This is a genomic window from Ralstonia insidiosa (genome assembly GCF_008801405.1).
Taxonomy (GTDB): Bacteria; Pseudomonadota; Gammaproteobacteria; order Burkholderiales; family Burkholderiaceae; genus Ralstonia; species Ralstonia insidiosa.
The window spans coordinates 366,902-390,016 of record NZ_VZPV01000001.1; the positions used below are offsets into that span (position 1 = coordinate 366,902).

At 62.5% G+C, this 23,115-nt stretch carries 22 protein-coding genes; 18 read left to right on the plus strand and 4 right to left on the minus strand.

Annotated features, from left to right (window positions below; genetic code table 11):
• The first annotated feature begins 72 nt into the window (after positions 1-72).
• The 4 genes from F7R11_RS01795 (at position 73) to F7R11_RS01810 (ending at position 1,862) form a co-directional block, all read left to right on the plus strand.
• The gene (locus tag F7R11_RS01795) at positions 73-585 is read left to right on the plus strand and encodes a DUF2199 domain-containing protein (protein ID WP_064805850.1); all 513 of its coding nucleotides are present in this window, start codon (positions 73-75) and stop codon (positions 583-585) included.
• Positions 586-644: 59 nt separating this feature from the next.
• Positions 645-1,094, plus strand: a complete 450-nt coding sequence (locus tag F7R11_RS01800) for a hypothetical protein (protein WP_064805852.1) — start codon at positions 645-647, stop codon at positions 1,092-1,094.
• 102 nt (positions 1,095-1,196) lie between these two features.
• The gene (locus tag F7R11_RS01805; protein ID WP_151180497.1) at positions 1,197-1,541 is read left to right on the plus strand and encodes a hypothetical protein; all 345 of its coding nucleotides are present in this window, start codon (positions 1,197-1,199) and stop codon (positions 1,539-1,541) included.
• A gap of 81 nt (positions 1,542-1,622) precedes the next feature.
• Positions 1,623-1,862: a hypothetical protein gene (locus F7R11_RS01810; RefSeq protein WP_064805857.1), complete on the plus strand. Its 240-nt coding sequence runs from the start codon at positions 1,623-1,625 to the stop codon at positions 1,860-1,862.
• Positions 1,863-2,058: 196 nt separating this feature from the next.
• Here the strand turns inward: F7R11_RS01810 and F7R11_RS01815 are convergent, their stop codons facing one another.
• Both F7R11_RS01815 and F7R11_RS01820 read right to left on the minus strand, forming a co-directional pair.
• Positions 2,059-2,625, minus strand: a complete 567-nt coding sequence (locus F7R11_RS01815; protein WP_064805859.1) for a nucleotidyltransferase family protein — start codon at positions 2,623-2,625, stop codon at positions 2,059-2,061.
• 89 nt (positions 2,626-2,714) lie between these two features.
• Positions 2,715-4,061, minus strand: coding sequence for a GGDEF domain-containing protein (locus tag F7R11_RS01820; protein WP_021197081.1), 1,347 nt, complete (start codon positions 4,059-4,061; stop codon positions 2,715-2,717).
• A gap of 503 nt (positions 4,062-4,564) precedes the next feature.
• On the opposite strand from F7R11_RS01820, the gene F7R11_RS01825 reads away from it, so the two are divergent.
• From F7R11_RS01825 to F7R11_RS01880, 14 genes are all read left to right on the plus strand, one after another.
• Positions 4,565-4,813, plus strand: a complete 249-nt coding sequence (locus tag F7R11_RS01825; protein ID WP_064805861.1) for a hypothetical protein — start codon at positions 4,565-4,567, stop codon at positions 4,811-4,813.
• Between the two features lie 99 nt (positions 4,814-4,912).
• Entirely contained in the window at positions 4,913-5,179 is a 267-nt protein-coding gene (locus tag F7R11_RS01830; protein ID WP_021197078.1) for a hypothetical protein, read from the plus strand.
• A 102-nt stretch (positions 5,180-5,281) separates the two neighbouring features.
• Positions 5,282-6,073: a hypothetical protein gene (locus F7R11_RS01835; RefSeq protein ID WP_021197077.1), complete on the plus strand. Its 792-nt coding sequence runs from the start codon at positions 5,282-5,284 to the stop codon at positions 6,071-6,073.
• Positions 6,074-7,022: 949 nt separating this feature from the next.
• Positions 7,023-7,172, plus strand: a complete 150-nt coding sequence (locus tag F7R11_RS26975; RefSeq protein WP_156669027.1) for a hypothetical protein — start codon at positions 7,023-7,025, stop codon at positions 7,170-7,172.
• A gap of 214 nt (positions 7,173-7,386) precedes the next feature.
• Positions 7,387-8,202: a TorF family putative porin gene (locus F7R11_RS01840; protein ID WP_021197074.1), complete on the plus strand. Its 816-nt coding sequence runs from the start codon at positions 7,387-7,389 to the stop codon at positions 8,200-8,202.
• Between the two features lie 27 nt (positions 8,203-8,229).
• Positions 8,230-8,355: a hypothetical protein gene (locus F7R11_RS27405; RefSeq protein ID WP_021197073.1), complete on the plus strand. Its 126-nt coding sequence runs from the start codon at positions 8,230-8,232 to the stop codon at positions 8,353-8,355.
• On the plus strand, positions 8,352-8,441 hold the full coding sequence (gene kdpF / locus F7R11_RS01845) for a K(+)-transporting ATPase subunit F (protein WP_004628487.1): 90 nt from the start codon (positions 8,352-8,354) through the stop codon (positions 8,439-8,441). Before F7R11_RS27405 ends, kdpF begins: the two co-directional genes overlap by 4 nt.
• Positions 8,442-8,460: 19 nt before the next feature.
• Entirely contained in the window at positions 8,461-10,233 is a 1,773-nt protein-coding gene (kdpA, locus tag F7R11_RS01850) for a potassium-transporting ATPase subunit KdpA (protein ID WP_064805863.1), read from the plus strand.
• A 34-nt stretch (positions 10,234-10,267) separates the two neighbouring features.
• Positions 10,268-12,469 (plus strand): potassium-transporting ATPase subunit KdpB, encoded by a 2,202-nt coding sequence (kdpB, locus tag F7R11_RS01855; RefSeq protein WP_021197071.1) that lies wholly within the window; start codon positions 10,268-10,270, stop codon positions 12,467-12,469.
• A gap of 15 nt (positions 12,470-12,484) precedes the next feature.
• The gene (gene kdpC / locus F7R11_RS01860; RefSeq protein ID WP_064805865.1) at positions 12,485-13,102 is read left to right on the plus strand and encodes a potassium-transporting ATPase subunit KdpC; all 618 of its coding nucleotides are present in this window, start codon (positions 12,485-12,487) and stop codon (positions 13,100-13,102) included.
• A 551-nt stretch (positions 13,103-13,653) separates the two neighbouring features.
• Positions 13,654-16,509 (plus strand): sensor histidine kinase, encoded by a 2,856-nt coding sequence (locus tag F7R11_RS01865; protein ID WP_064806503.1) that lies wholly within the window; start codon positions 13,654-13,656, stop codon positions 16,507-16,509.
• A 191-nt stretch (positions 16,510-16,700) separates the two neighbouring features.
• Positions 16,701-17,519, plus strand: coding sequence for a MetQ/NlpA family ABC transporter substrate-binding protein (locus F7R11_RS01870; RefSeq protein WP_021197068.1), 819 nt, complete (start codon positions 16,701-16,703; stop codon positions 17,517-17,519).
• A 925-nt stretch (positions 17,520-18,444) separates the two neighbouring features.
• On the plus strand, positions 18,445-19,659 hold the full coding sequence (locus F7R11_RS01875; protein WP_031330048.1) for an EAL domain-containing response regulator: 1,215 nt from the start codon (positions 18,445-18,447) through the stop codon (positions 19,657-19,659).
• Positions 19,660-19,949: 290 nt separating this feature from the next.
• On the plus strand, positions 19,950-20,597 hold the full coding sequence (locus tag F7R11_RS01880) for a response regulator (RefSeq protein WP_021197065.1): 648 nt from the start codon (positions 19,950-19,952) through the stop codon (positions 20,595-20,597).
• A gap of 10 nt (positions 20,598-20,607) precedes the next feature.
• On the opposite strand, the gene F7R11_RS01885 is transcribed toward F7R11_RS01880, so the two are convergent.
• Positions 20,608-21,396: an aquaporin gene (locus F7R11_RS01885; protein ID WP_082932891.1), complete on the minus strand. Its 789-nt coding sequence runs from the start codon at positions 21,394-21,396 to the stop codon at positions 20,608-20,610.
• Between the two features lie 132 nt (positions 21,397-21,528).
• Positions 21,529-22,995, minus strand: coding sequence for an MFS transporter (locus tag F7R11_RS01890; protein ID WP_064805868.1), 1,467 nt, complete (start codon positions 22,993-22,995; stop codon positions 21,529-21,531).
• Positions 22,996-23,115: the final 120 nt, after the last annotated feature.

A 23,115-nucleotide genomic window follows, 5' to 3' on the forward strand; every position in this document is an offset into this window, starting at 1 on the left:
CAAGCGAATACCGCAGTCAGCGCGTGGCAGGCGGCGCAAGTGCGAGGTTCAAGCGCCTGAGGCATCAGTCACATGACCAAATTTCGATTCCAGTGCGCCCAATGCGATGAATGGCACGAGAGTGAGCCCAGCATCGGTTTCGAGTTGCCGGACTATCTTCTCGGCATTCCTGAAGCTGAGCGAGATGCACGGGCATGGTGGTCCGAAGACCTTTGCGTCATCGACAACCAATACTTTTTCGTACGAGCCTGCATGGAGGTCCCTATCGCTGGTGCGCCGGAGCCGTTTCTCTGGGGTATCTGGGTGTCACTGAGCGAGCGTAGCTTTGCCGACTACACCGCAGGCTTGAAGTCTGGGCAATTTGACGGACCGTACTTTAGCTGGCTCGGGAACATACTTCCCGGCTATCCATCTCCAGTCGGCCTGAAGGCGCAGACCTTTCCACAGCCGGGAAACGACAGGCCGCTGGTCCGGCTCGAAGTTTCCGACCATGAGCTATCGCAGGATTTCCACAACGGGATGGCAGCGGAACGGGCACAGGCAATTTTCGAGATGATGCTGCATCGCCAGGGCTCACCTCACTGAATCTAGCGATTCACCACTGACTTCCTCTGATTGTGCGATACACGTATCAGACTATCTCGATGACACTCGACGAGGTCTCGTCGTTGCGCCACGAGTCATCTCGCCAAGGCGTGTTCACAGAATTCGACTTTGCGGCGGGAGATATTCGGCAACGTTGGGTCAAGATTCCTGGGCACCAGGATATACAGCCGGGGATGCGCATTACCGTTGTCTTGGGCGAGCCGGGAAACTGGCAGACGTTGCAAGCTTGGCGATTCGATGACCGAAACAAAGTCGTGGTGTCAATCTCGCCAGTAGCCGATCTGATTTATCTGTGCCTGCTGTGCTTGGCTACCCTAGTGCTTCTATGGCTGCTCTTGGTGGAGCGAAATGAGCTCCAGATACCGGTCGCCGCGTTGGCGTTCGGAACGTTTGTTGTAGCCTCCGGTGCCGGTGGCATGTATTTCGAGTTGCAGAACAGTCGAGCTGTGATGAAATTATTGGCAAGTTCGCCCCGGCAGCGGCCGTGATGCTCGCGAGACTCTGCGCATGGCAGTCGTCGTCGACCTCTCGGCGCACGAGCGGCGGCTTTCGGCCACGACCAGACATTCATCAACCTTTGCCGGATGCAAATGCCAAACGACCTTAAGCACATCGAACCGGGTGGGAATTACCAGCAAGCGATTGCGGCGTTCAGGTCTTCGGTCCTTTCCACATCGTCGTGCCGGCTTGTGCACTACGCGGGAGTCGACAAGCCGAACGCCAAGGACGTTGATGCCAGAGAGGTTGAGTCCGAGATTGCCGCCTGCGTCGCCGAAGGCTTCTACGTCGACTGCTTGTGCGAAGGCGGTCGACTGTTCATCTTGGTACAAGAGCCCGGCTGCCCGATTCCGTCTTGGGAACAGGTCAAGGCTGAAGATGCCATCGTGGACGTTGACTCGCTTTTGGAGACGGCCCGCCAGCGAGGCGAGCTTTGACCGAGTTCGGCCAAAAATGGTCGCCTGAAGATGCCCAAGAAGCGCCTGCCGCCCCCAAAGTAGTCTTCCAGAGGATTTCGTATGCCAGTTGAAAAAGGTTCTACGTTCGATGCTCGAGATGTCTTTATCGACTATCCCTTTGAGGAGGTGATGTTTCGATGGGACCATCAAGCAAGGAAGATTTACGTTTGCTTCTATGGGGACGGCGAATCCCCTGAACCTGTGCCGCATGACAATAGACTCTTTAACGATGCGCTTCTATACGGAGACGAAATCGACCGCCTGCAATACGAGTTGATAGAGCGAGCGGGGGCGCAGTAGACAGTGGGCTTAGGCCTATGACCACTTCCGGCCAAGAACAGACGTTCACGTATCCACAGACCTCGTCACCGTTATCGACTGAATATCGACCCCAGCCGGAACATGGCAATCCGTTCCGAGTACGGCGTTTTCACGGTCACACAACACACCGCTGTACCGCTCAACCAGACACCCGCACGGCGGGAGGGCCACCTGCTTAGGCGACGATGGTCACCCGGGGCCAACGTTCCGTGTACCGTTTCTGCGCGATGCGCTCCCGATATGTTTCGATGCTCACACGGGCGGGGTTTCGGCGGATGACCATGCCAAAAAGATCATCAAGGCCGTGAGGCGCAATGACGGTGATCGAGTCGTCTGCATTGAGCGTGAGCCCTACCGACGTGGCGTACTCGGGCCATGAGCCCACCGCATCTTCAAGCGACACAAGAGGCCGTACGGCGTATCCGAAGGTGGCCTGAAACCAAGTATGTACGGCCGCCTGGTTGGCCACCTCCCACTGCACGCATGGGTGTGTCGCAACGAGCTGACGTTGAATGTCGCGCTCTCGCTCGGGCGAAAGATCGCTCTCATCAAAGTACGCTAAATCGAGGTCCGCCAGAGCCGAGGGCGAACTGAACGCGTGGAGCGCGTCCCAGACAAGGTTGCGAACGGCGCCTGCCCCGATGCACCATGAATCGAGTTGTAGATTGCGGGCAGCGACAAGCGCGGAAGAAAACCACGGTGACTGCTGCGCAATAGTCACCAGGCGTGCTTCAAGACGCATTGGGGCGACCTGAATGGGTTGCTGGCCTGACAATCAAACGTACGCGTTGCTTGCGGTGCACGTAAAACATGGCGCGCCCGCAAGCCACCTCACGCACCAACAACCTTGTTCTTCCCCGTACGCTTGGCCTCGTACATGGCGCGATCGGCCCGCTGGATTGCGTCCATGGGCGCTTCATCCTTGCCGAGTTCTGCCACACCTGCAGAAAACGTAACGAAGAGCCGCGTATTGCCGGCAACAAAGAAGCGCTGCGTCAGCGCGCGCTGAAGCCGCACGATGGCTTGCACGCCGTCTTCCAGGCACGTGTCGGGCATCAGGATGACGAACTCCTCGCCGCCAAAGCGTGCGAGCGTGTCTTGGGGGCGCATCGCTTCACGCGCGACCTGGGCTAGGTGCGACAGGGCATCGTCGCCAAAGCTATGCCCATGCGCATCGTTGATCGACTTGAAGTTGTCGATGTCGATGAAGGCGATGGACAGCGCGGATTTCAAATGCGCGGCGCGGGCAACCTCGCGCGCCAGCGCTTCTTCCAGGCCCTTGCGGTTGAGCGCGCCGGTCAGCAAGTCATGGCGCGCAGAGGCCGATGCCAGGTCGAGCGCCTGATGCAGCCGCGCCACTTCCGCCGCGGCTTCTTCGGCCCGCTTCTTCATCGCCGACAGTTCTTCGTGATGGCGTGCAGAGACCAACGACATCCAACGCGTGGCCGCCAGCGCGTCTTGGATCACGGGCGCAATGTCGGAGATCGTGCGGGCCGATTCGATCTTCTTGATGCACGCCTCCATGTGGCGGTGGTGCTCGCCCGAGCTTTCCGCCGCCGAGGACAGCCGCTCCAGGAAAGACGCCAGCAGCCACTTCATCTCTTCCTGGGCTTCGAGCGACTTCGCCTTCAGCGCGCCCTGCTTCTGGATCACCTCTTTGAGGCGCCGCCGCACGTCTTCCAGCCGGCGCAGGCTCACAGGCGCCTCGCTGGCCTTCATCAAGGCCTCGATCTGCCCGCGCAGCCAGTGGTCATCGAGCGATAGCTCGCCAATGTTCTCAAACACGAGCTGCAGCAGATTCAGCAACGACTTGCGGATCTCGTTCTGATCTGCCGCCGCCAGCGACAGCCGCTGGTTGAACGTCGCTAGCTTGGTGTTCAGGCTGCCAAGGGTTTCCGACTCTGAGCGGCAGGCCTTGATCAGCACCCGCGCCGAGGGGCCGATCGAGGTGTTGTCATCGCCCAGCGCCGGCAAACAGTACTCAACCGTGCGTGCGAGCTGTTCGCACAACTCCCGCACCAGCGCCATCCGCTCCGCTTCGTGGGGGTGGAGGCTGGGCTTGCTGCCGGCAATTTCGTGGTAAATCGAGGCAAAGTTGTCTGGCGTGGGAAGCAACCTGCGTGAGGCCAGCAGCTTGAGGGCGTGCCGAGCGGTCTCCGAGGGATTTTTTTCTGTCATGCCTAAGCTGCAGGTTTGCGGGGCGGGATTCGAGGGAGATTGTCCATGGTTCTGGCTGCGCCGCACAGTCGTTCAAAAGTTTGTGTGTGTGTTTTGCTGCATGGGTGCGTTCTGTCCCTGAATTTCAGGCTGCACGGTTTGCTGCGCGATAATGCGCGCCTTATGCCTGCGGGATACAGCGCTGCACACATATCAGGTGCATCAGCAAACTCTGATTTGTCCCGCAAACCATTGCTTCAGTTGAAAGCGGCCTCGTAGACTCCGGGTGCCGCTTTCGTGCCATGAGAGAAAGCGGCCGAGGATTGGAACCCTCGGTAACACCCGGCAAGGATCGAGCATAGATCCTTGTCGTCAATCTCCCGTGGCCGCTCCCCCTTTATGGGCGAGCCTGGCAGGGACGGCCTCGCGCCGATCGAGTGGTGTTACTCGGGTTCCAACCTTGTCAGTGCTCGCCCACCCTCCCCCCGGGTGGCGAGTTTCCTCAATTCGACGGAGACATCGCCATGACAGACCCCCAAGCCGTTCCCGATATTCGCCGCTATCAAGCGCATGCTGAGTTGTTCGACAAGCTTTCAAAGCTGCGGGCGTTTTTGAGCATGCTGCACGCCAGTGGCTTTGAGCATTTCCGCGCGATGGATGAGACGCGGCAGGCGGAATACCTGTGGACGTGTTTGGATTATGCGGAGGGGGCGTATACGGCGCTGACGGTTTGGGATGGGATGGATGTGGTGAATCAGGAGGACCTTCACTAGGGTGCTGAGCTTCCATCGACGGGTATCCGGATTGCGGTGTGTTTGCCTACATCGAAATCCGGCTTTAAGGTGCCGTGTTAACAGAGCAAGGAGGCAACCATGAGCAATTACAGAAAACTCGCGGCAATGGTTGTCGTTGCCTCCTTCACGGCGGCAGCGCTGGCGATGTCTCCGACACCTGTGCCGTGGGGTTACCCCGCGCTGGACGCGCTTTGCCTCCTACAGGAAGCCGCGGCTGTTGACGGTGTTTCGGGTGCCTACCCGATCGGGGCGACCGCCGAAACGAAGTTCGGCAAGTGGACCTGCACGAAGGTTGTGGTGAGCCAGTCTCCCGTGAAAACTGGCGGTGTTTGGGTGCAGAAGTAGCAAGGAGGGCGTGTGGGTCATCCACAGCTCAATCCGAATAACCTCATCGACGAGTCACAACCGTATCCACCTGCCCGTAAACTCTCGTACTGGAGATCGTAAATGGCAGAAGAGAACATTAGTTGCGCTTTTCTTCGTCACAACGCGGCCAAACACTTCCTGTGCTTGAGCTACAAGGCGGTGCATCAGCGCGGAGAGCCTGGTTTCGGCTTTGCATCATGTTTTGTCGTGGAAATCGAGGGGCTTTGGTTTCTCTGCACTGCCGGTCACGTGATTAATGGGCTCAAGGCAGCCCAAGAAAATGGGATCGCTCTTACTGAGTTCAGGTTGCAGGACAAGCTGGCTGGCAACGACCATCCATTCGGGGTCCCGTACGCTTTTGACTTAGGCGATTGGATGGTGATCGACGACGATGCCATCGGTGTTGATTTCGCGGCGGCACCACTCTCTGCATTGTTTGTTGCCAACCTGCGCGTAGGTGGAGTCAAGGCAATTGAAGAGATGGCTTGGGGCCCGCCACCTCTTGACCTATATAAACCGTGGTTGCTTGCTGGGATTCCCTCGGAAACGCACACTCACGTCGGCAACAAGCACATAGTGAAACTCACAATCGTGCCGCTTCAGCCCTCGGCCGCACCGCCTTCTTCGGCACCGCTAGCCACGACGGAAAAAGTGTTTGGCAAGCTTGTAGAGCGGCCAGATATCGATGGTGCTTCTGTCAACGACATTGATGGTATGAGTGGTGCTCCGGTATTTGGGATTAAGGAAGTAGACGGCGTACTGCGGTACTGGCTTATAGGTGTGCAGAGCTCTTGGTACCCGACATCTCGCGTAGTAGCGTTTTGCCCGATGTCATATCTCTTGGATGCATTGAAGGTCGGGATTCGGCGCTGACGGTTTGGGATAGGATTGACGTGCTGGAAAATGATGAGGCCATCTTCAATACTTCGTGAACGTGTAACGTAGTACCGTATGTCACCTCAAAACATGATCGCTCTGGAGCCATATGTTCTGTCCAGCATGCAATACCCAAAATTCCGCAACCAGCGTGAACTGCATCCAATGCGGAACGACCCTTATCTATGAAGCCAAAGGGCACTCCACCTCATACATTCAGGGCGCCCAGTTGGTTGACTCGAGAATCTATGGTCTCGTGGGCTGCGTCGTTTGCCTGGGCCTTGCATTCGTCTTGCTGAATACTGTGCTGTCCGAGCTGTCTCTGAATGAGCATCTCGTCTATCTGGGCAGCATCGTCGTTGGTGGTATTGCTGGCCGAGTCGTTGCTTGGAGGAAATGGCGTGCACTCCTGCAAGCGTCGAAATCATCGTCTTGATACTCCGTGATGAGTTTGGGGTGGTCGGATTACCGACCAAGAAGTGACGCATAACATTCGATCTACAAAGCCCCTAAGCCGTGCACAGATAATGAAAACCAATTGGCAGTTGATCGGACCGATTCTAATTTTCTTGCTACCGATTCTGGCTTGGATCTTTTACGAGATTGGGCGTCTCATCGACAGAGTGAGTGGGCGACCAACCGTGAACGGCGCATCGGTATACAACTGGCTTAGTCTCGCCGCCGCATTCGTGATTGGATGGGGGGCGGGCCCTGACGCCTTGGGTGTTCTGATTGTTGCATTGATCCCATCGTGGATTGTCGCAAGTCGCCTCTCAAAAAAGTATCGCGAGCGGAAGCATTCTGTGTCCGATCAACGGTAGCGCTGGGGGGGGCTAACGGGATGTCGGTGAACCTTTACGTGATCTACTCGCGAGGTGATCGAGTTCTCCTGTCGCGGCAGAACTATGAGTCGTGGCAGCAAATTCAGGAGGAGGTTGCCGACTACATGACTTCCCTCGGACCTTGGTCCGTGGAAGAAACGGTCGACTATCTGAACACTGAGCATCCTGGGCTTGAGCCGAGTGCTGCCGAGCAAGTTCGCGCGCTTATGGTGTCCACCGAATCGATCGCCAGCCTGCGATTCAAGCAAGCCTAGTCCGGTGCGATCAGTAGTGGCCTAGGCATCCGCCCATTTTTACACCGCGTTTACACCCCTCCCCCCAACCTTTACCCCGTTTTTACCCCCCTTTCCCTAATGTTGCACTGCACGCAGGCCCACTGACGGGAGCCCGCGTGCACGCCGCATCCGGTTCCAGTCGGGCGCTTGAGCGCCGGGCCGGGCGGCACCAAAAACAACAAGGGAAAGGTCCATGCAAGCCAAGCAGGTTTCTTTGCGCGCCACCGTCATCGGTGGCGTTGTCATGTGTGCCGCAGCGCTCTCCAGCGCGGCCGCTTTTGCGCAGTCCAACGATGCAGCCCCGGCACCGGCCGCGGCACCCGCCAGCCCGCTGACGGCCAACGTCACGCTGGCCAGCCAGTACCGCTATCGCGGGATCATGCAAACCAACAACAAGCCGGCCATCCAGGGCGGCGTTGATTACGCCATTCCGGGCGGCGTGCTGCCCGAGGGCTTCTATGTCGGCAACTGGAACTCGTCGATCAGCTGGCTGGGGGATTCCAACCCCAACGTGTCGGCCCCCATCGAGATGGATTTCTACGGCGGCTACAAGACCGAGCTGATGAAGGACGTGCCCATCGACGTGGGCGTGCTGCAGTACTACTACCCGGGCAGCTACCCCGACGGCTACACCCGCCCGCACACCACCGAAGGCTATGCACAGATCGGCTATGGCCCGGTCTCGTTCAAGTACTCGCACGCGTTCTCCAACCTGTTCGGCTTTGCGGATAGCCACCACAGCCAGTACTTCGACCTGTCGGGCAACTTCGACACCGGCTTCTGGGGCCTGACCCTGAACCTGCACGTGGGTTATCAACAAGTGCCGCACCAAGTGGTGCGCACGTCCTATGCCGATTGGAAAGTGGGCGTAACGAAGGATTTTGGTTCGGGCTGGACAGCGTCTTTGTCCTACATCGACACCAACGCATCGCGTCTGGCCTACACCAATACACGGGGCAGCTACATGGGCAAGGCCACCGCCCTGCTCGCTGTCACCAAAACGTTCTAACCACCTGACAGAAAAAGGGGAGCGCTCATGGACTTCGTTTACCTCGCCGGCCTCGCGGTGCTGGCCTTGGCAGTGGGCGGGCTGCTCGCCCTGACTGCCCGGCTTGCCACGCGTGATCAGCCCACCACGCACGCCACGGAGAAAAAGCAATGACCTGGCTCTACGTCTTGTCCGGGGCCATCACGGTGGTCCTGCTCGTCTATTTGTTCGTGGCCCTGCTGTGGCCCGAACGCTTCTAATAACAACGCGAGGCACACCATGAATGCGTTCCTCCTCCAGCTGGCGATCTACCTGGTCGTGCTGCTGGTTCTGGCCAGGCCGCTCGGCACTTACATGGCCGGCGTGTTTGGCGACAAGCCTTCGCGCACCCACTGGCTCGGTCCTATCGAGCGCTTCTTCTATCGCATTGCCGGCGTTAACCCGCAGGCAGAGATGGGCTGGAAGCGCTATGCGGTGGCGGTCATCGTCGTCAACGTGCTGGGTGCGCTGGCGGTGTATGCGCTGCAGCGACTGCAGCAGTGGCTGCCGCTCAACCCGCAGGCCTTTGGCGCGGTCACGCCGGATTCGTCGTTCAACACGGCCATCAGCTTTGTGGCCAACACCAATTGGCAGGGCTACTCGGGCGAGTCCACGATGAGCTATCTCACGCAGATGCTCGGGCTGGCGGTGCAGAACTTCCTGTCGGCCGCCACGGGCATTGCGGTGGTGATTGCGCTCATCCGCGGCTTTGCGCGCCATTCGGCCAAGACCATCGGCAACTTCTGGGTCGACTTCACGCGCGCCACGGTGTACGTGCTGCTGCCGCTGTCGATCATCGTGGCGGTGTTCTTCGTGAGCCAGGGCGTGATCCAGAACTTCGATGCGTACAAGGACGTGACCACCGTCACGGCCACCACGTACGACAACCCGAAGCTGGACGCCAGCGGCCAGCCGCTCAAGGATGCCCAGGGCAACCCCGTGACGGAAAAGGCCACCACGCAAACGCAGACCCTGCCGATGGGCCCGGTTGCCTCGCAAGAGTCGATCAAGATGCTGGGCACCAACGGTGGTGGCTTCTTCAATGCCAACTCGGCCCACCCGTACGAGAACCCCAACGCGCTGACCAACTTCGTGCAGATGCTGGCGATCTTCATCATCCCGGCGGCGCTGTGCTTTACGTTTGGCGGCATGGTGGGCGATGGCCGGCAAGGCTGGGCGGTGCTGGCGGCCATGACGGTGCTGTTTGTGGTGCTGGCCATCTTCCTGGCGTGGGCGGAGCTGCATGCCAACCCGATGCTCGCCAACCTCGGCATCGACCAGGCGGTGGGCAACATGGAGGGCAAGGAAACGCGCTTCGGCATCGTGGCCTCGTCGCTGTTTGCCACCATCACCACGGCGGCGTCGTGCGGTGCGGTCAATGCCATGCATGACTCGCTGACTGCACTGGGCGGCTTCGTGCCGATGTTCCTGATGCAGCTGGGCGAAGTGGTGTTTGGCGGTGTGGGCTCGGGCCTGTACGGCATGCTGGTGTACGCCATCCTGGCCGTGTTCATTGCGGGCCTGATGATCGGCCGCACGCCGGAATACCTCGGCAAGAAGATCGAAGTGTTCGAGATGAAGATGACGTCCATCGCCATTCTCGTCACGCCGCTGCTGGTGCTCGTGGGCACAGCCGTTGCCGTGCTGGCTGCGGGTGGCAAGGCGGGCATCTTCAACCCCGGCACGCACGGCTTCTCTGAAGTGCTGTACGCGTTCTCTTCGGCCGCCAACAACAACGGCAGCGCGTTTGCGGGCCTGTCTGCCAACACGCCGTTCTACAACGTGGCGCTGGGCATTGCCATGTGGCTGGGCCGCTTCTGGATCATCGTGCCGGTGCTGGCCATGGCAGGCACGTTTGCCGCCAAGAAGCGCCTGCCGGTGACGGTCGGCACGCTGCCCACGCACGGGCCGTTGTTTGTCGTGCTGCTGATCGGTTCGGTGCTGCTGGTGGGTGCGCTCACGTACATCCCGGCGCTGGCGCTCGGCCCCATCGCAGAACACCTCGCACGCTAACGCGCACTGCAAACTCAATATCAACAGGTGCCTTATGGCTATCCGTTACCCAGAATCAGAACCTGCCGTGCGTACGGTCAAGCACAAGCTTGATGGCGGTACCGCTGCCACCACCGCTGTGCACCATGGCGGCCATCAACCGCTGTCGGCCAAGGAAGTGCGCAAGCTGTCGATGTTCTCGTCGGCGTTGGTCAAGCCGGCCATTGTCGATAGCTTCCGCAAGCTGTCGCCGCGTGCGCAGGCCAAGAACCCGGTGATGTTTGTCGTCTATGTCGGCAGCATTCTCACCACCATCCTGTGGATCATGGCCCTGCGCGGTCAGGCCGAAGCCCCGGCGGGCTTCATCCTGGCCGTGTCGGTGTGGCTGTGGTTCACGGTACTGTTCGCCAACTTTGCTGAAGCCCTGGCCGAGGGCCGCAGCAAGCAGCAGGCGGCATCGCTGCGCGGCATCAAGACCACGGTGCAAGCGAAGGTGTTGTCGGATGCGCGCCGCCGTGACCGCGTGGAAGCCCGCGCCGCCACCGCACTGCGCCGCGACGACATCGTCCTCATCGAAGCCGGCGACATGGTCCCCGGCGACGGCGAGGTGATCGAAGGCGTGGCCTCGGTGGATGAAAGCGCCATCACGGGCGAATCCGCACCGGTCATCCGCGAGTCGGGTGGTGACTTCTCGTCGGTGACGGGCGGCACGCGCGTGCTGTCGGACTGGATCGTCGTGCGCATCACCGCCAACCCGGGCGAGAGCTTCCTCGATCGGATGATCTCGATGGTGGAAGGCGCCAAGCGCCAGAAGACCCCCAACGAGCTGGCGCTGACGATTCTGCTGGTGAGCCTGACCATCATCCTGATGCTGGCGACCGTCACGCTGCTGCCGTACTCGCTGTTCTCGGTGGAAGCCATGAAGGCGGGCTCGCCGATCACGATTACGGTGCTCGTGGCGCTGCTGGTGTGCCTGATCCCGACCACCATCGGCGGGCTGCTGTCAGCCATTGGCGTGGCAGGCATGAGCCGCATGATGCAAGCCAACGTGATCGCCACGTCGGGCCGCGCAGTGGAAGCCGCTGGTGACGTGGATGTGCTGCTGCTCGACAAGACCGGCACCATCACGCACGGTAACCGTCAGGCGTCGCGCTTCATTCCAGCGCCGGGCGTGAGTGCCAAGGCACTGGCCGAAGCCGCATGGCTGTCGTCGCTGGCCGATGAAACGCCGGAAGGCCGCAGCATCGTCACGCTCGCTCGCAATCTGGGTGAGGCGTCCATCGACGAGGCAGCGCTGGCTAAGACGCAGCCCGTGTACGTCGCCTTCTCTGCGCAAACGCGCATGAGCGGTATTAACGTGGGCCACAACGGCGAGGCGCGCCAGATCCGCAAGGGCGCGGCTGATGCCATCCGTACGCACGTCACGCTGCTGGCCGGCAAGTTTCCGGAAGCCGTGTCGACTGCGGTGGATGACGTGGCCCGCGCAGGCGGCACGCCGCTGGTGGTGTCCGACAACGACCGCGTGCTTGGCGTGGTGGAGCTGAAGGACATCGTCAAGGCCGGCATCCGCGAGCGCTTTGCCGAACTGCGCCAGATGGGCATCAAGACGGTGATGATCACCGGCGACAACCGCCTGACCGCCGCGTCCATCGCCGCCGAAGCGGGCGTCGACGACTTCATCGCCGAGGCCACGCCCGAGACCAAGCTCGCGCTGATCCGTGAGCAGCAAGCCCAAGGCCGCCTCGTCGCCATGACCGGTGACGGCACCAACGATGCCCCTGCCCTGGCGCAGGCCGACGTGGCCGTCGCCATGAACAGTGGCACGCAGGCTGCCAAGGAGGCCGGCAACATGGTCGACCTGGATTCCAGCCCGACCAAGCTGATCCAGATTGTTGAGATCGGCAAGCAGATGCTGATGACGCGCGGCTCGCTGACCACGTTCTCGATCGCGAACGATGTGGCGAAGTACTTCGCCATCATCCCGGCGGCGTTTGCGACGACGTATCCGCAACTCGCAGCGCTGAACGTCATGCATCTGGCAACGCCCGCATCGGCCGTGATGAGCGCGGTGATCTTCAACGCGCTGATCATCGTGTTCCTGATTCCGCTGGCACTGAAGGGCGTGAAGTACCGCGCGCTTGGGGCCGCCACGCTGCTGCGCCGCAACCTCTTGATCTACGGCCTGGGCGGCCTGCTGCTGCCCTTCCCGGGCATCAAGATCATCGACATGTTCCTGGCCGCAATGGGCTGGGTGTAAGCAAGGAGTGCATTCATGGCAACCACAACAACGCAACCTGTGCAGGCTGACGTGCCGCAACAAGGTGGGCTGCTGCGCGCGGCGCTGGTGGTCTTCGTTGGCTTGTCGCTCATCACTGGCGTGCTGTATCCGGTGGTGGTGACGGGCATCGGCAAGGGGCTGTTTCCGGCGCAGGCCGGTGGCTCGATCATCGAGCGTCATGGCAAACCGGTGGGCTCATCGCTGATCGGGCAGAACTTTGATACGCCGCAGTATTTCTGGGGGCGCATCTCGGCCACCTCGCCCAACCCGTACAACGCGCAGGCTTCGGGCGGCTCCAACCTCGGCCCGAGCAACCCGGCGTTGACGGATGCAGCCAAGGCGCGCATTGCGGCGCTCAAGGAAGCGGACCCGACGAACACGGCGCCGATTCCGGCCGACCTGGTAACGGCTTCGGGTAGCGGCCTGGACCCGCATATCAGCCCGGCGGCTGCTGCGTACCAAGTTGAGCGTGTGGCGAAGGCGCGCAACATGCCGGTCGATACCGTGAAGAAGGTCGTGGCTGAAAACACCAAGGGGCCGATCCTGGGGCTGTTTGGGGAGCCGGTCGTCAACGTGCTGGAGCTCAACCTGGCGTTGGATGATTTGAAGTGAGCGTTTTTTGAGTCGGGCGCCGATGGTACGTCCCCTATTTCGTGCCCTGCCGGGCCCGACTCACTTTCTTTGTCTTGCCAAAGAAAGTAAGCAAAGAAAGGCGCGCCCGAGATGGCGACTTCCCCTTGGATTTTTGTAACCGGTCGGAGGAGAACCGAAACTCGGCCCTAAAGGGCCTCAGACAGCGGTCCTCCTTTTTTCCGCCCGCTTACAAAAATCCAAGGCGCCATCAAGGGCATGAACGGCCAAACCGTTGGTTCACAAGCGGCAACGCAAGTGGACCAACGGTTTGGTTTTTGTCGTTTGACGTTCCTGCCCTATGCGGCGCCTTGAATTTCTGTTGCAAGGAGGAAAAAGAGGGGAGGCTTGTCTGAGCGAAGCGAGTTTGCCTCCCCTCCCTCCTTGCGACATAAATTCAAGGAGGTTTTCGCCGCATCGGGCGCGCCTTTCTTTGCTTACTTTCTTTGGCAAGACAAAGAAAGTGAGTCAGCCCCGGCAGGGGATGAAACAGGGGATGGACCACCAAGGCCCAAACCTACAAAATGAACCGCATGACAGCCGACCAGCGCCCCAACCCCGACGCCCTCCTGGCCGAACTCCAATCCGACAAGGAGCACGCCTCCCGCGGCAAGCTGCGCATCTACTTCGGCGCCTCAGCAGGCGTAGGCAAAACCTACGCCATGCTGTCCGCAGCCAAGGCGGCACGTGCACAAGGCATCGACGTCATCATCGGCCTGGTCGAAACCCACGGCCGATCCGAAACCGCCGCGCTGGTCGCCGACCTGGAACACCTCCCCACCCGCCAGATCGAATACAAGGGCCGCGCCCTCCCCGAGTTCGACCTCGACGCCGCGCTGGCGCGCAAGCCCGCCCTCATCCTCGTCGACGAGCTTGCCCACTCCAATGTGGCCGGCTCCCGCCACCCCAAGCGTTGGCAAGACATCGAAGACCTGCTCGCTGCAGGCATCGACGTCTGGACCACCGTCAACGTCCAGCACCTCGACAGCCTGAATGAGGCCGTCGGCAGCATCACCGGCATCCGCGTATGGGAGACCGTGCCCGACGCGGTGTTCGACAGCGCCAATGAAGTCATCCTCGTCGACCTGCCCGCTGACGAACTGCTGCGCCGCCTGGCCGAGGGCAAGGTCTACATGCCCGAGCAGGCGCAGCACGCCGCGCGCAATTTCTTCCGCAAGGGCAACCTCATCGCCCTGCGCGAGTTGGCCCTGCGCCGCACCGCCGACCGCGTGGACGACGACGTGCAGGCCTACCGCCGCGCCCGCCGCATCGAAAACGTCTGGCGCACCCGCGAGACCATCGTCGCGTGCCTGGACCCGCAGGGCGATGGCGAACAGGTGATCCGCAGCGCCGCGCGCCTGGCCGCCCAGCTCGAATGCGACTGGCACGCCGTGGCGGTGGTGATGCCGCATCTGCGCGCTGCAGATGGCCGCGCAGAACGCCTGCACGCCCTGCTCAAGCTGGCCGAAGATGCCGGCGCCAAGGTGGAAACACTGGCCGGCACCAACGCGATCGAGGCCATCACGGGCTACATCCGCCGCCACAACATCACCAAGGCGGTGATCGGGCGGCCGCCGGAGAAGCGCTGGCGCTCGCCGCGTGCTGTGGTTGTGGCGCTGCGCCTCGCCATCGGGCTGGAGCGCCGCCTGCCCAGCGGCGACTTTGCGGAAGCGCTCGCGCGGCATTGCCCGGAGGTGGATGTGATTCGCGCGGCGGCGGACCCGGCGCGCATCCAGCTCACGCCCAAGGCAGCCGCGTTCGGGCGTGCGGATGTGCGCACCGAGGTCGAGCGTGCGGCCGACGCCCAACCCGGTTGGCTGACACCGGGTTACCTGGCCGCGGGGGTGTACGTGGGGATTGCCACCGCGCTCTCCAGCCTGGTGCGCCCGGTGTTCGACCTGGCCAACATCGTCATGCTGTTCCTGGCTGCCGTGGTGGCGGTGGCGATGCGCCACGGGCGCGGGCCGGCGGCGCTGGCGTCGGTGCTGTCGGTGGCGTTGTTCGACTTCTTTTTCGTGCCGCCGCGCTGGTCGTTTGCGGTGAGCGACGTGCAGTACCTGCTGACCTTTGCTGTGATGTTGGCGGTGGGTTTGCTGGTGGGGCAGCTCACGGCGGGCCTGCGTGAACAGGCGGAAGCTGCCGTGCAGCGCGAGGCCGCCGCGCGTGCGCTGTATGAGGCGGCTCGCGAGCTGTCTGCCGCGCTCACGCTGGACCAGATCGTCAGCATTGGCGGGCGCTTCGTCAACGCGACGTTTGGTGGGCGCTGCGCGTTCTTCTTCGTCGGGCTGGATGGCCGGCTGGGCGCACCGCAAATCGCCAAGCCAGAGGGCGCCGCTGCGATGTCCGGGGTGTCCAATGCCGCGCAGAATTCGGCACCCTCGGGCATGCCCAACCTCGACCGCGTGTTGGCCGATTGGACGTATCAGCATGGCCAGCCTGCAGGCACCGGCACCCACACGCTGCCCTCGGGCTCGGTGCTGTACCTGCCGCTGAAAGCGCCGATGGCGATTCGCGGTGTGCTGGCTGTGGAGCCCGAGGCCTTCCAGGTGCTCGCCCAGCCCGACAGCCGCCGCCAGATCGACGCCTGCGCCACGCTCATCGCCATTGCCATCGAGCGCGTGCACTACGTGGAGATCGCGCAGGATGCGCTGGTGCGCATTGAATCGGAGCGTCTGCGCAATTCACTGCTGGCGGCGGTGTCGCACGACCTGCGCACGCCGCTGACCGGGCTGGTGGGCATGGCCGAGACGCTCACGCGCCCGCAGCCGAACCAGCCACCGCTTTCGCCGCTGCAGGCGGAAGCCGCCGCCGCTATCGGCCAGCAGGCGCAGCGCATGCGCACGATGGTCACGAACCTGCTCGACATGGCGCGCCTGCAGAACCGCGAGGTCAAGCTCCGGCAGGAGTGGCAGTCGATCGAAGAGTTGGTCGGTGCGGCGCTGCAGACCATTCCCCTGCCCGATCACCGCGTGGTGGTGGACGACATGGCAGACCTGCCGCTGGTGCGCTGCGACGGCCCGCTCATGGAGCGCGTGCTGTCCAACCTGCTGGAGAACGCTGGCAAGTTTGCGCCGGCCGGCACCGAGGTGCGTATCTCCGCGGCGATCGTGCACGACGACAAGCGCGGCCAGGAACTGCGCCTGCAGGTGCGTGACCACGGCCCCGGCGTGCCGGCTGGCAGTGAGCGGATCATCTTCGAGAAGTTCACGCGCGGCGAGAAGGAATCGGCCACCACCGGCGTCGGCCTGGGCCTGGCGGTGTGCGAGGCGATCGTCAGCGCGCACAACGGCCGCATCTGGGTCGAGAAGCCCGCGGATGGCGGTGCGTGCTTCGTCGTCGCCCTGCCCGCCGCTGAGCCGCCGCCCGTGGAAGTGGACGAGACCGAGTAGGCCAACCGCAACATCACCGCCTACCGCAAACCGGCATGGTGCTTGGCTTTGCACCGTTGCTCGGCATATCGACATACCGAAAATATCGTTCGGCTGTCGGCGTCTCTATGACAGGATCACGTTACACACCGCCCGCTACCCGCGGGCGGCTTTCGTTCACGTATCCACGACAAAATCGACGAGGTTTCTCTATGTCTCTGTTCTCCCGCCTTGCGCGTGTGGCCGTACCGGCCATTGCGTTTGCCGCTGCTGCCACCCTGTCTGCTGCAGCCAACGCCGACACCAAGCAGGTCAAGCTCGGCACCATGAGCGGCCCCGATGCGCAAATCTGGGAAGTCGTGCAGAAGGTCGCCAAAAAGGACGGCCTGGACGTCAAGATCATCGAGTTCAACGACTACGCCCAACCCAACCCCGCGCTCGACGCAGGTGACCTGGATGCCAACGGCTTCCAGCACCAGCCCTTCCTCGACAGCCAGATCCAGGCGCGCCACTACAAGATCGTCAACGTGGGCCTGACCTACGTGGCGCCGATGGGCTTCTACTCGAAGAAGATCAAGTCGTTTGCCGAGCTCAAGGAAGGCGCCAAGGTCGGTATCCAGAACGACCCGTCCAACGGCAACCGTGCCCTGCTGCTGCTGCAGAAGTCTGGCGTGATCAAGCTGAAAGCTGGTGCGGGCACCAACGGCAACAACGCCACCCCGCGCGACGTGGTCGAGAACCCGAAGAAGATCAAACTGATCGAGCTGGATTCGGCCCAGCTGCCGCGCTCCCTGGATGACCTGGACGCCGCTTCCATCAACACCGACTACGCGGTCAAGAACAACCTGTCGCCCACCAAGGACGCGATTGCGCTGGAAGACCGCCAGGGCCCGTACGCCAACCTGATCGCCGTGCGTGAGAAAGACAAGAACCAGCCGTGGGTGAAGACGCTGGTGCACGCCTACCAGTCGGAAGAGGTGCGCAAGTTCATCGATACGCAGTTCAAGGGCGCGATCCTGCCGGCGTTTTAATCGATACGCTCTGAGTGAGCGGATACTTTCTGGCTTGAACTAGAAACTGTTGGCGGCGCGCTGTGGGAAGACTGAATTCTCACGGCGCGCCGCGTCATTTGTTGCGCCGCGTCATCTTCTGGCGGGTGCAATCGTTTTCGCCACCCGTGGCGCCCTCGCAACGCTTGTGGCCGCTTTGCTGCATTAAGTAGTTCTACGTTATTGCAACGCAGCAAATCATTCGCTATAGTAGGAACTGTCTCCTCCACCCTCCTTGGTGGATTGTGGCCCGAGCACCTGGTGCTCGGGCTTTTTTCTTTGGCGCGTCCGATTGCTGTTCTTCGCGGCCGCCTTGCCTCCTGGCCGATTCCGGCTACGCTGTTTTCCTGGTCCCAAATCTCTGGGCGTTGCCCGATCGCAACGAGCACTTTTTTCAATCGCCTGCTTTAAGCCGCCATTCCAGCCCAAGGGCCGTGTGTCGGAGAGCGCCATTGAAAGCGTCGTTTGAATCACGCTAGTGTCTCGAATTTGTGCGTAACCACGCGCTTTGTGCTTTTAACATCGCGAAACCGCGTCAGTTTTTGTCCTACAAGCGATTCGGCGTCATCCGGACAGTCCGATGGGGGCCCCTCCACTAAACTTCACCTTGCTCTCTCTTTAGAGAGCACTCCCCCCCTTTTGAGCCCGCCCCTGTTGCGGGCTTCATTTTTTTAAGGCACGATTTCTGACATCCCGACACCGTCGACACCGGATGTCGGAAGCTCAAAAGGTTGGGGGAATCGCTCAAGGCCCGCGCAGTTGAAAAGCTGCGCGGGCTTTGTTTTTCTGGCGTCGCCGCCTGACAAGGGGCGCGCGCAGTGCTTCAATGACGGCACGCAGCGGATGCAGCACGGCGCAAAACGGGATGCGCCCTCCGCCTCATACCTACAACAAGAAGGACTGGTCGATGGAAGGTTTCGCACAACTCGCCGTGCTGGTGGTGGACGACCACCCCGTGCAACGCGCCGCCGCAAGGCAGCTGCTCCATACGCTGGGCGTGCAGCAGATCCTGACCGCCTGCGACGGCCGCGAGGCGCTTTACCTGCTCCAGCTCTGCCATGTCGACCTTGTCCTGTGCGATATCGACATGCCTGGCATGAACGGCCCCCAACTGATGGAACAGCTGCTGCTACGCGGCGGCAAGGTGTTCCCCCGGCAGGCGCCCGTATGGGCGTGGGTCAGCGCCATGGATGCACCCATCGTCGAGTCGCACGTGAGCCTGGCCGATGCCGTTGGCCTGACCCACACGCACGGCGTGCAGAAGCCGCTGCGCCCCGCGCACGTACTGCCGTTGCTGGAAGACGCCGCCGCGCGCGAACGCAATCCCGCTCCCGCCGCGCCGCTTGGCACGCCGCAATTTTCCGACGACGAGCTTGCCGCCCTGATCAACGAGACACCCGAGCAGATCGACGTGGTCTTGCAACCGCAGCATGATCTCGCCAGCGATCAGATTGTCGGCGCCGAGGCGCTGTGCCGGTGGATCCATCCGGTGCATGGGCGCGTGTCGCCTGCCGCATTTGTGCCGCGCCTGGAGGCACTGGGGCTGGCCGATGGCCTGTTCTTCCACGTGCTGGAGCACTGCGTGCGTGTGCAGCACGCGCTGGCCGCGCACGCGCATCCGGTGCCGATCGGCGTGAATGCCTCTGCGCAAACGCTCAGCCGCCCTGGCACCATCGAGCGGGTCGAATCCATCGTGCGGGAGGCCCGCATTGCACCGGCCTCCATCAGCCTGGAACTCACCGAAGATTCACCGGTGCCGGATGCCACGCAACTGATCATCGCACTCAACCGCCTGCGCCTGCTTGGCCATCCGCTGGCCATCGACGATTTTGGCGTGGGCATTGCCACCCTCAAGCTGCTGGCAGACCTGCCCTTTACCATCCTCAAGATCGACCGCTCGTTCACGGCTGCCGTCAACCAGACCAGCCAGCGCGGCGTGATCTGCCGCACCATGATCGAGCTGGCGCGCACGCTGCACCTGGAGTGCATCGCGGAAGGGGTGGAAACCAATGCGCAGCGCCAGACCCTGCGCACACTGGGCTGTGCGACGGGACAGGGCTATCTGTGGGCGGCGCCCTTGTCGACCACGGCCTTCCTGGCGCATGTGCAGGCAGCGGCCTGATTCAGTTTCGTGCAGCCCTGATTGAAACGGCTTCTGCCCCGAAAGGTTACGGGGCGGCCAAAGTAAGAAAAGTCTGATCCCATTGGGCATCACGCGTGGGTATGGTTACCGGCACTCTTTGTCGGCTCTCCACACCCATGACGGCTCCGATTGCCTCCCCTCTACCGCGCTTGCGCTTGCAGATCGCTCGCTTCTGCTTCGCTTCGCCGCGTCAATGCCGCGCCCTGATCGACGATGGGCCACGACGCCTCCAGGCGTCCGCGCAGCCTGCGCTTACCTGATCGCACACTATGTCCCCATTCCTATCGATCGTGGCGGCAGACGATCATCCGGTGATCCTGATGGGGCTGACGGCCGCCATCGCGCAGTTTCCGCAGCAGCGCATTGTTGCGCAGGCGCATGATGGGCATGAGTTGCTGCAGGTGCTTGAACATATCGATTGCGATGTCATCGTCACGGACTACCGCATGAATGGGGACCCGGCATTCGACGGCATGTCGCTGCTCGCACGTCTGCGCAAGCAGCATCCAAAGCGGGCGATCGTGGTCTGTACCATGCTCCACAATCCGGCTCTGCTGCGCAGCATGCGGCAGCAGGGCGTGGCTGCCATCGTGAGCAAGAGCGATGACCTGGTCTATGTCGGCCACGCCATCGCCGCGGCCGCGCGTGGTGTGCACTACTACAGCCCCAGCATCCTGGAAGAGAGTGGTCTCAATCCCAACGTGCGCAACGTTTTTGAGACCCTGAGCGCGCGCGAGCGTGAGGTTGTGCGCCTGTATGCCGACGGCATGGCCGTGTCGGAGATTGCGCGCAAACTCGGTTCGAGCGTCAAGACCGTCAGCACCCAGAAGACGGCCGCGCTGCGCAAGCTGGGCTTGGCGCGCGAGATCGATCTTTTCCAGTTTGCCCGAACGAACGGGCTATCCCAGCTCCACTGAGCGCGGCGCGTCAGACGGTGCGGCGGCGGGCCGACAGCGGCAGTGGTTTTGCCGGCGTTGCGGTGGCGGACGATGCTTCTGCGGCGCGGGCGTCCATCAGCCAACCAAACAGCGGCGTCGCTACCAGTGCACCGACCAGTTGCGCCAGCATGTAGCCAGGCACATCACCGGGGCGGATGCCCGAGGGGCCATCGGTCAGCGCGCAGGCCAGTGCGAGTGCCGGATTGGCCAGCGAAGACGATGCCGTGAACCAATACCCGGCGGCGATGTAGGTGGCGACCACCAGCGGCAACTGCTTTGGTGCGTGACGGCCGCAGGCGATGCCCACCCCCATCAACCCAAACGTTGCCAAGGCCTCGCTCCACCACAGCGCGGGGCCGGTTGCCACGTGGGTGCCTGCTGCCAGCGCCGGCATGCCGTACATCGCATGCGCTGCCATCACGCCGAGCACCGCCCCCAGTGCCTGGGCGACGCCATAGGCCAGCGCTTCGCGCCATTGCAGGCGCCCCTGCACCAGCGCCGACAGCGTGACCGCCGGGTTCAGGTGTGCGCCCGATATCGGCCCGAACGCCGTCAGCAACGCGCACAGCCCTGCCCCGCCTGCCAGCGATTGCGCCAGCAGTGTCCACGTGGCGTCGCCGCCGGAGAGGCGATTTGCGTGGATGCCTGTGCCGATCACCACGGCAATCAGCAACGCCGTGCCAAGCCCCTCCGCAACAAGGCGACGGGCCAGGGAGATGGAAGCCGATGCGGCGGGCGCTGCCGACGATGCGGTGCGAAGCGGAGAAACGGTGGCCATGCGGGAACGGAATGCGGACGATGCAAAGCGCATCGCGCGGCAGTGTGGGACGCCCGCCTGGGCCGATCAATGCACTGCGGCGCGCTTGTGTCGCTCTCCTTGGTATGGAATGCAGTATCGAATGGCGAGAACTCAGGCCGGGCTTGCTACACCAGCCGCCGCCAGTTGCCGTTGCCTTGCACCCAGGCGCATGAAGCCAGTTGCCGCGGCGCCCAGCGCCACCAGCATCGCGATGCATCCGGCCACCGTGCCGTGCGTCATGCCCGTTGCACTGCCATCGGCGGCAAAGGTGAAGTACAGCCCACCGATACACGCCACGCCCAGCGCTCCCGCCAGTTGCTGCGCCGTGATCAACAGCCCCGCTGCAGCGCCGGCCTGCGCACGCGGTACGCCGGTCAGCACCAGGCCGATCAGCGGCACGATGACCAGCCCCTGCCCCGCGCCGTGCAGGGCCAGGGCGAGGCTGATGCGTGTCATGCTGGGCGCGATCGGGTGCGCCCACGTCGTGCCGAAGCCCGACAGCAGCGTCAGCAGACCCGCCGCCATCAAGCCGAGACCGCCCAGCAGCGAACGGATGCCATAGCGCCGCACCAGCGCATTGGCCACACGCGACGTGATGAGAAACGCAAGCGCCAGCGGCAGAATGACAACGCCCATGCGCAACGCTGACAGTTGCCGCCCGTTCTGCAGATACAACGTCAGCACCAGGAAGAACGCCATCATGCTGATGTAATGCAGCCCAGACGCCGTCAGGCCCGTCATGAAGGCACGATGTTGCAGCAGCGCTGGCGGCAGCAACGGCGTGCCGCCCGCACGGTCGACGCGGGCCTCAAGCTGCTGGAACGTTGCCATGCCGAGCAGGCCCACGATCAGCAACGCCAGGCTCCACATTGGCCAATGCAGTTCGCGGCCGAACAGCAGCGGCACGAGCACGGCCGCCACGCTGATGGCCATCCACGCTACGCCGGCGGTGTCGAGGTGGATCTTCGCAGCCCCAGCGGCTGGGCGCGGAATCCAGCGCCAGCCCAGCAGCGCGGCAGTCAGCCCCACCGGCACGTTGATCAGGAAGGCCGTGCGCCAGCCCAGCCCGGCGATGTCTGCGCTGGTGAGTGCGCCGCCCACCAGCAGCCCGGCCGCGCCGCCGGTGCCCATCACCAGCCCGAAGATCGACAGCGCGCGGTCGCGCTCGGCGCCGGCAAAGAGCGCCTGCACGCTGGCGAGCACCTGCGGCACCATCATCGCGGCGGAGAGGCCTTGCGCAAAGCGCCACGCGATGAGCGCCGCCGCGCTGCCCGCCAGCCCGCAGCCGGCCGAGGTGGCGGTAAAGGCGATGAGCCCCAGCAGGAACACGCGACGGCGCCCGAACAGGTCGCCCAGTCGGCCGCCGGTGATGAGCAGGATCGCGTAGCCAAGCTGGTAGACGGCCAGCACGGCCTCCAGTTGCGCGGGCGTGGCATGCAGGCTCGTGCGGATGCTCGGGATCGCCACATTGGCGATGAACGCATCGACGATGAACATGAATTGCGCTGCCACCATCACACCAAAGGCCAGCCAGCGGCGGGGTTCCAGCGAGGAAGACGCAGAAGAAACGTGGGTCACGATCGGCTCCGGAAAGAGGGATGGACGCAGCGTAGGCGCCGGTGCCGATTCGATTCAGAGCTAGGATTAACCTAGGATTGCGCTGTCCCTCCCATCGATACGTGCCGTCGTATGTAATGT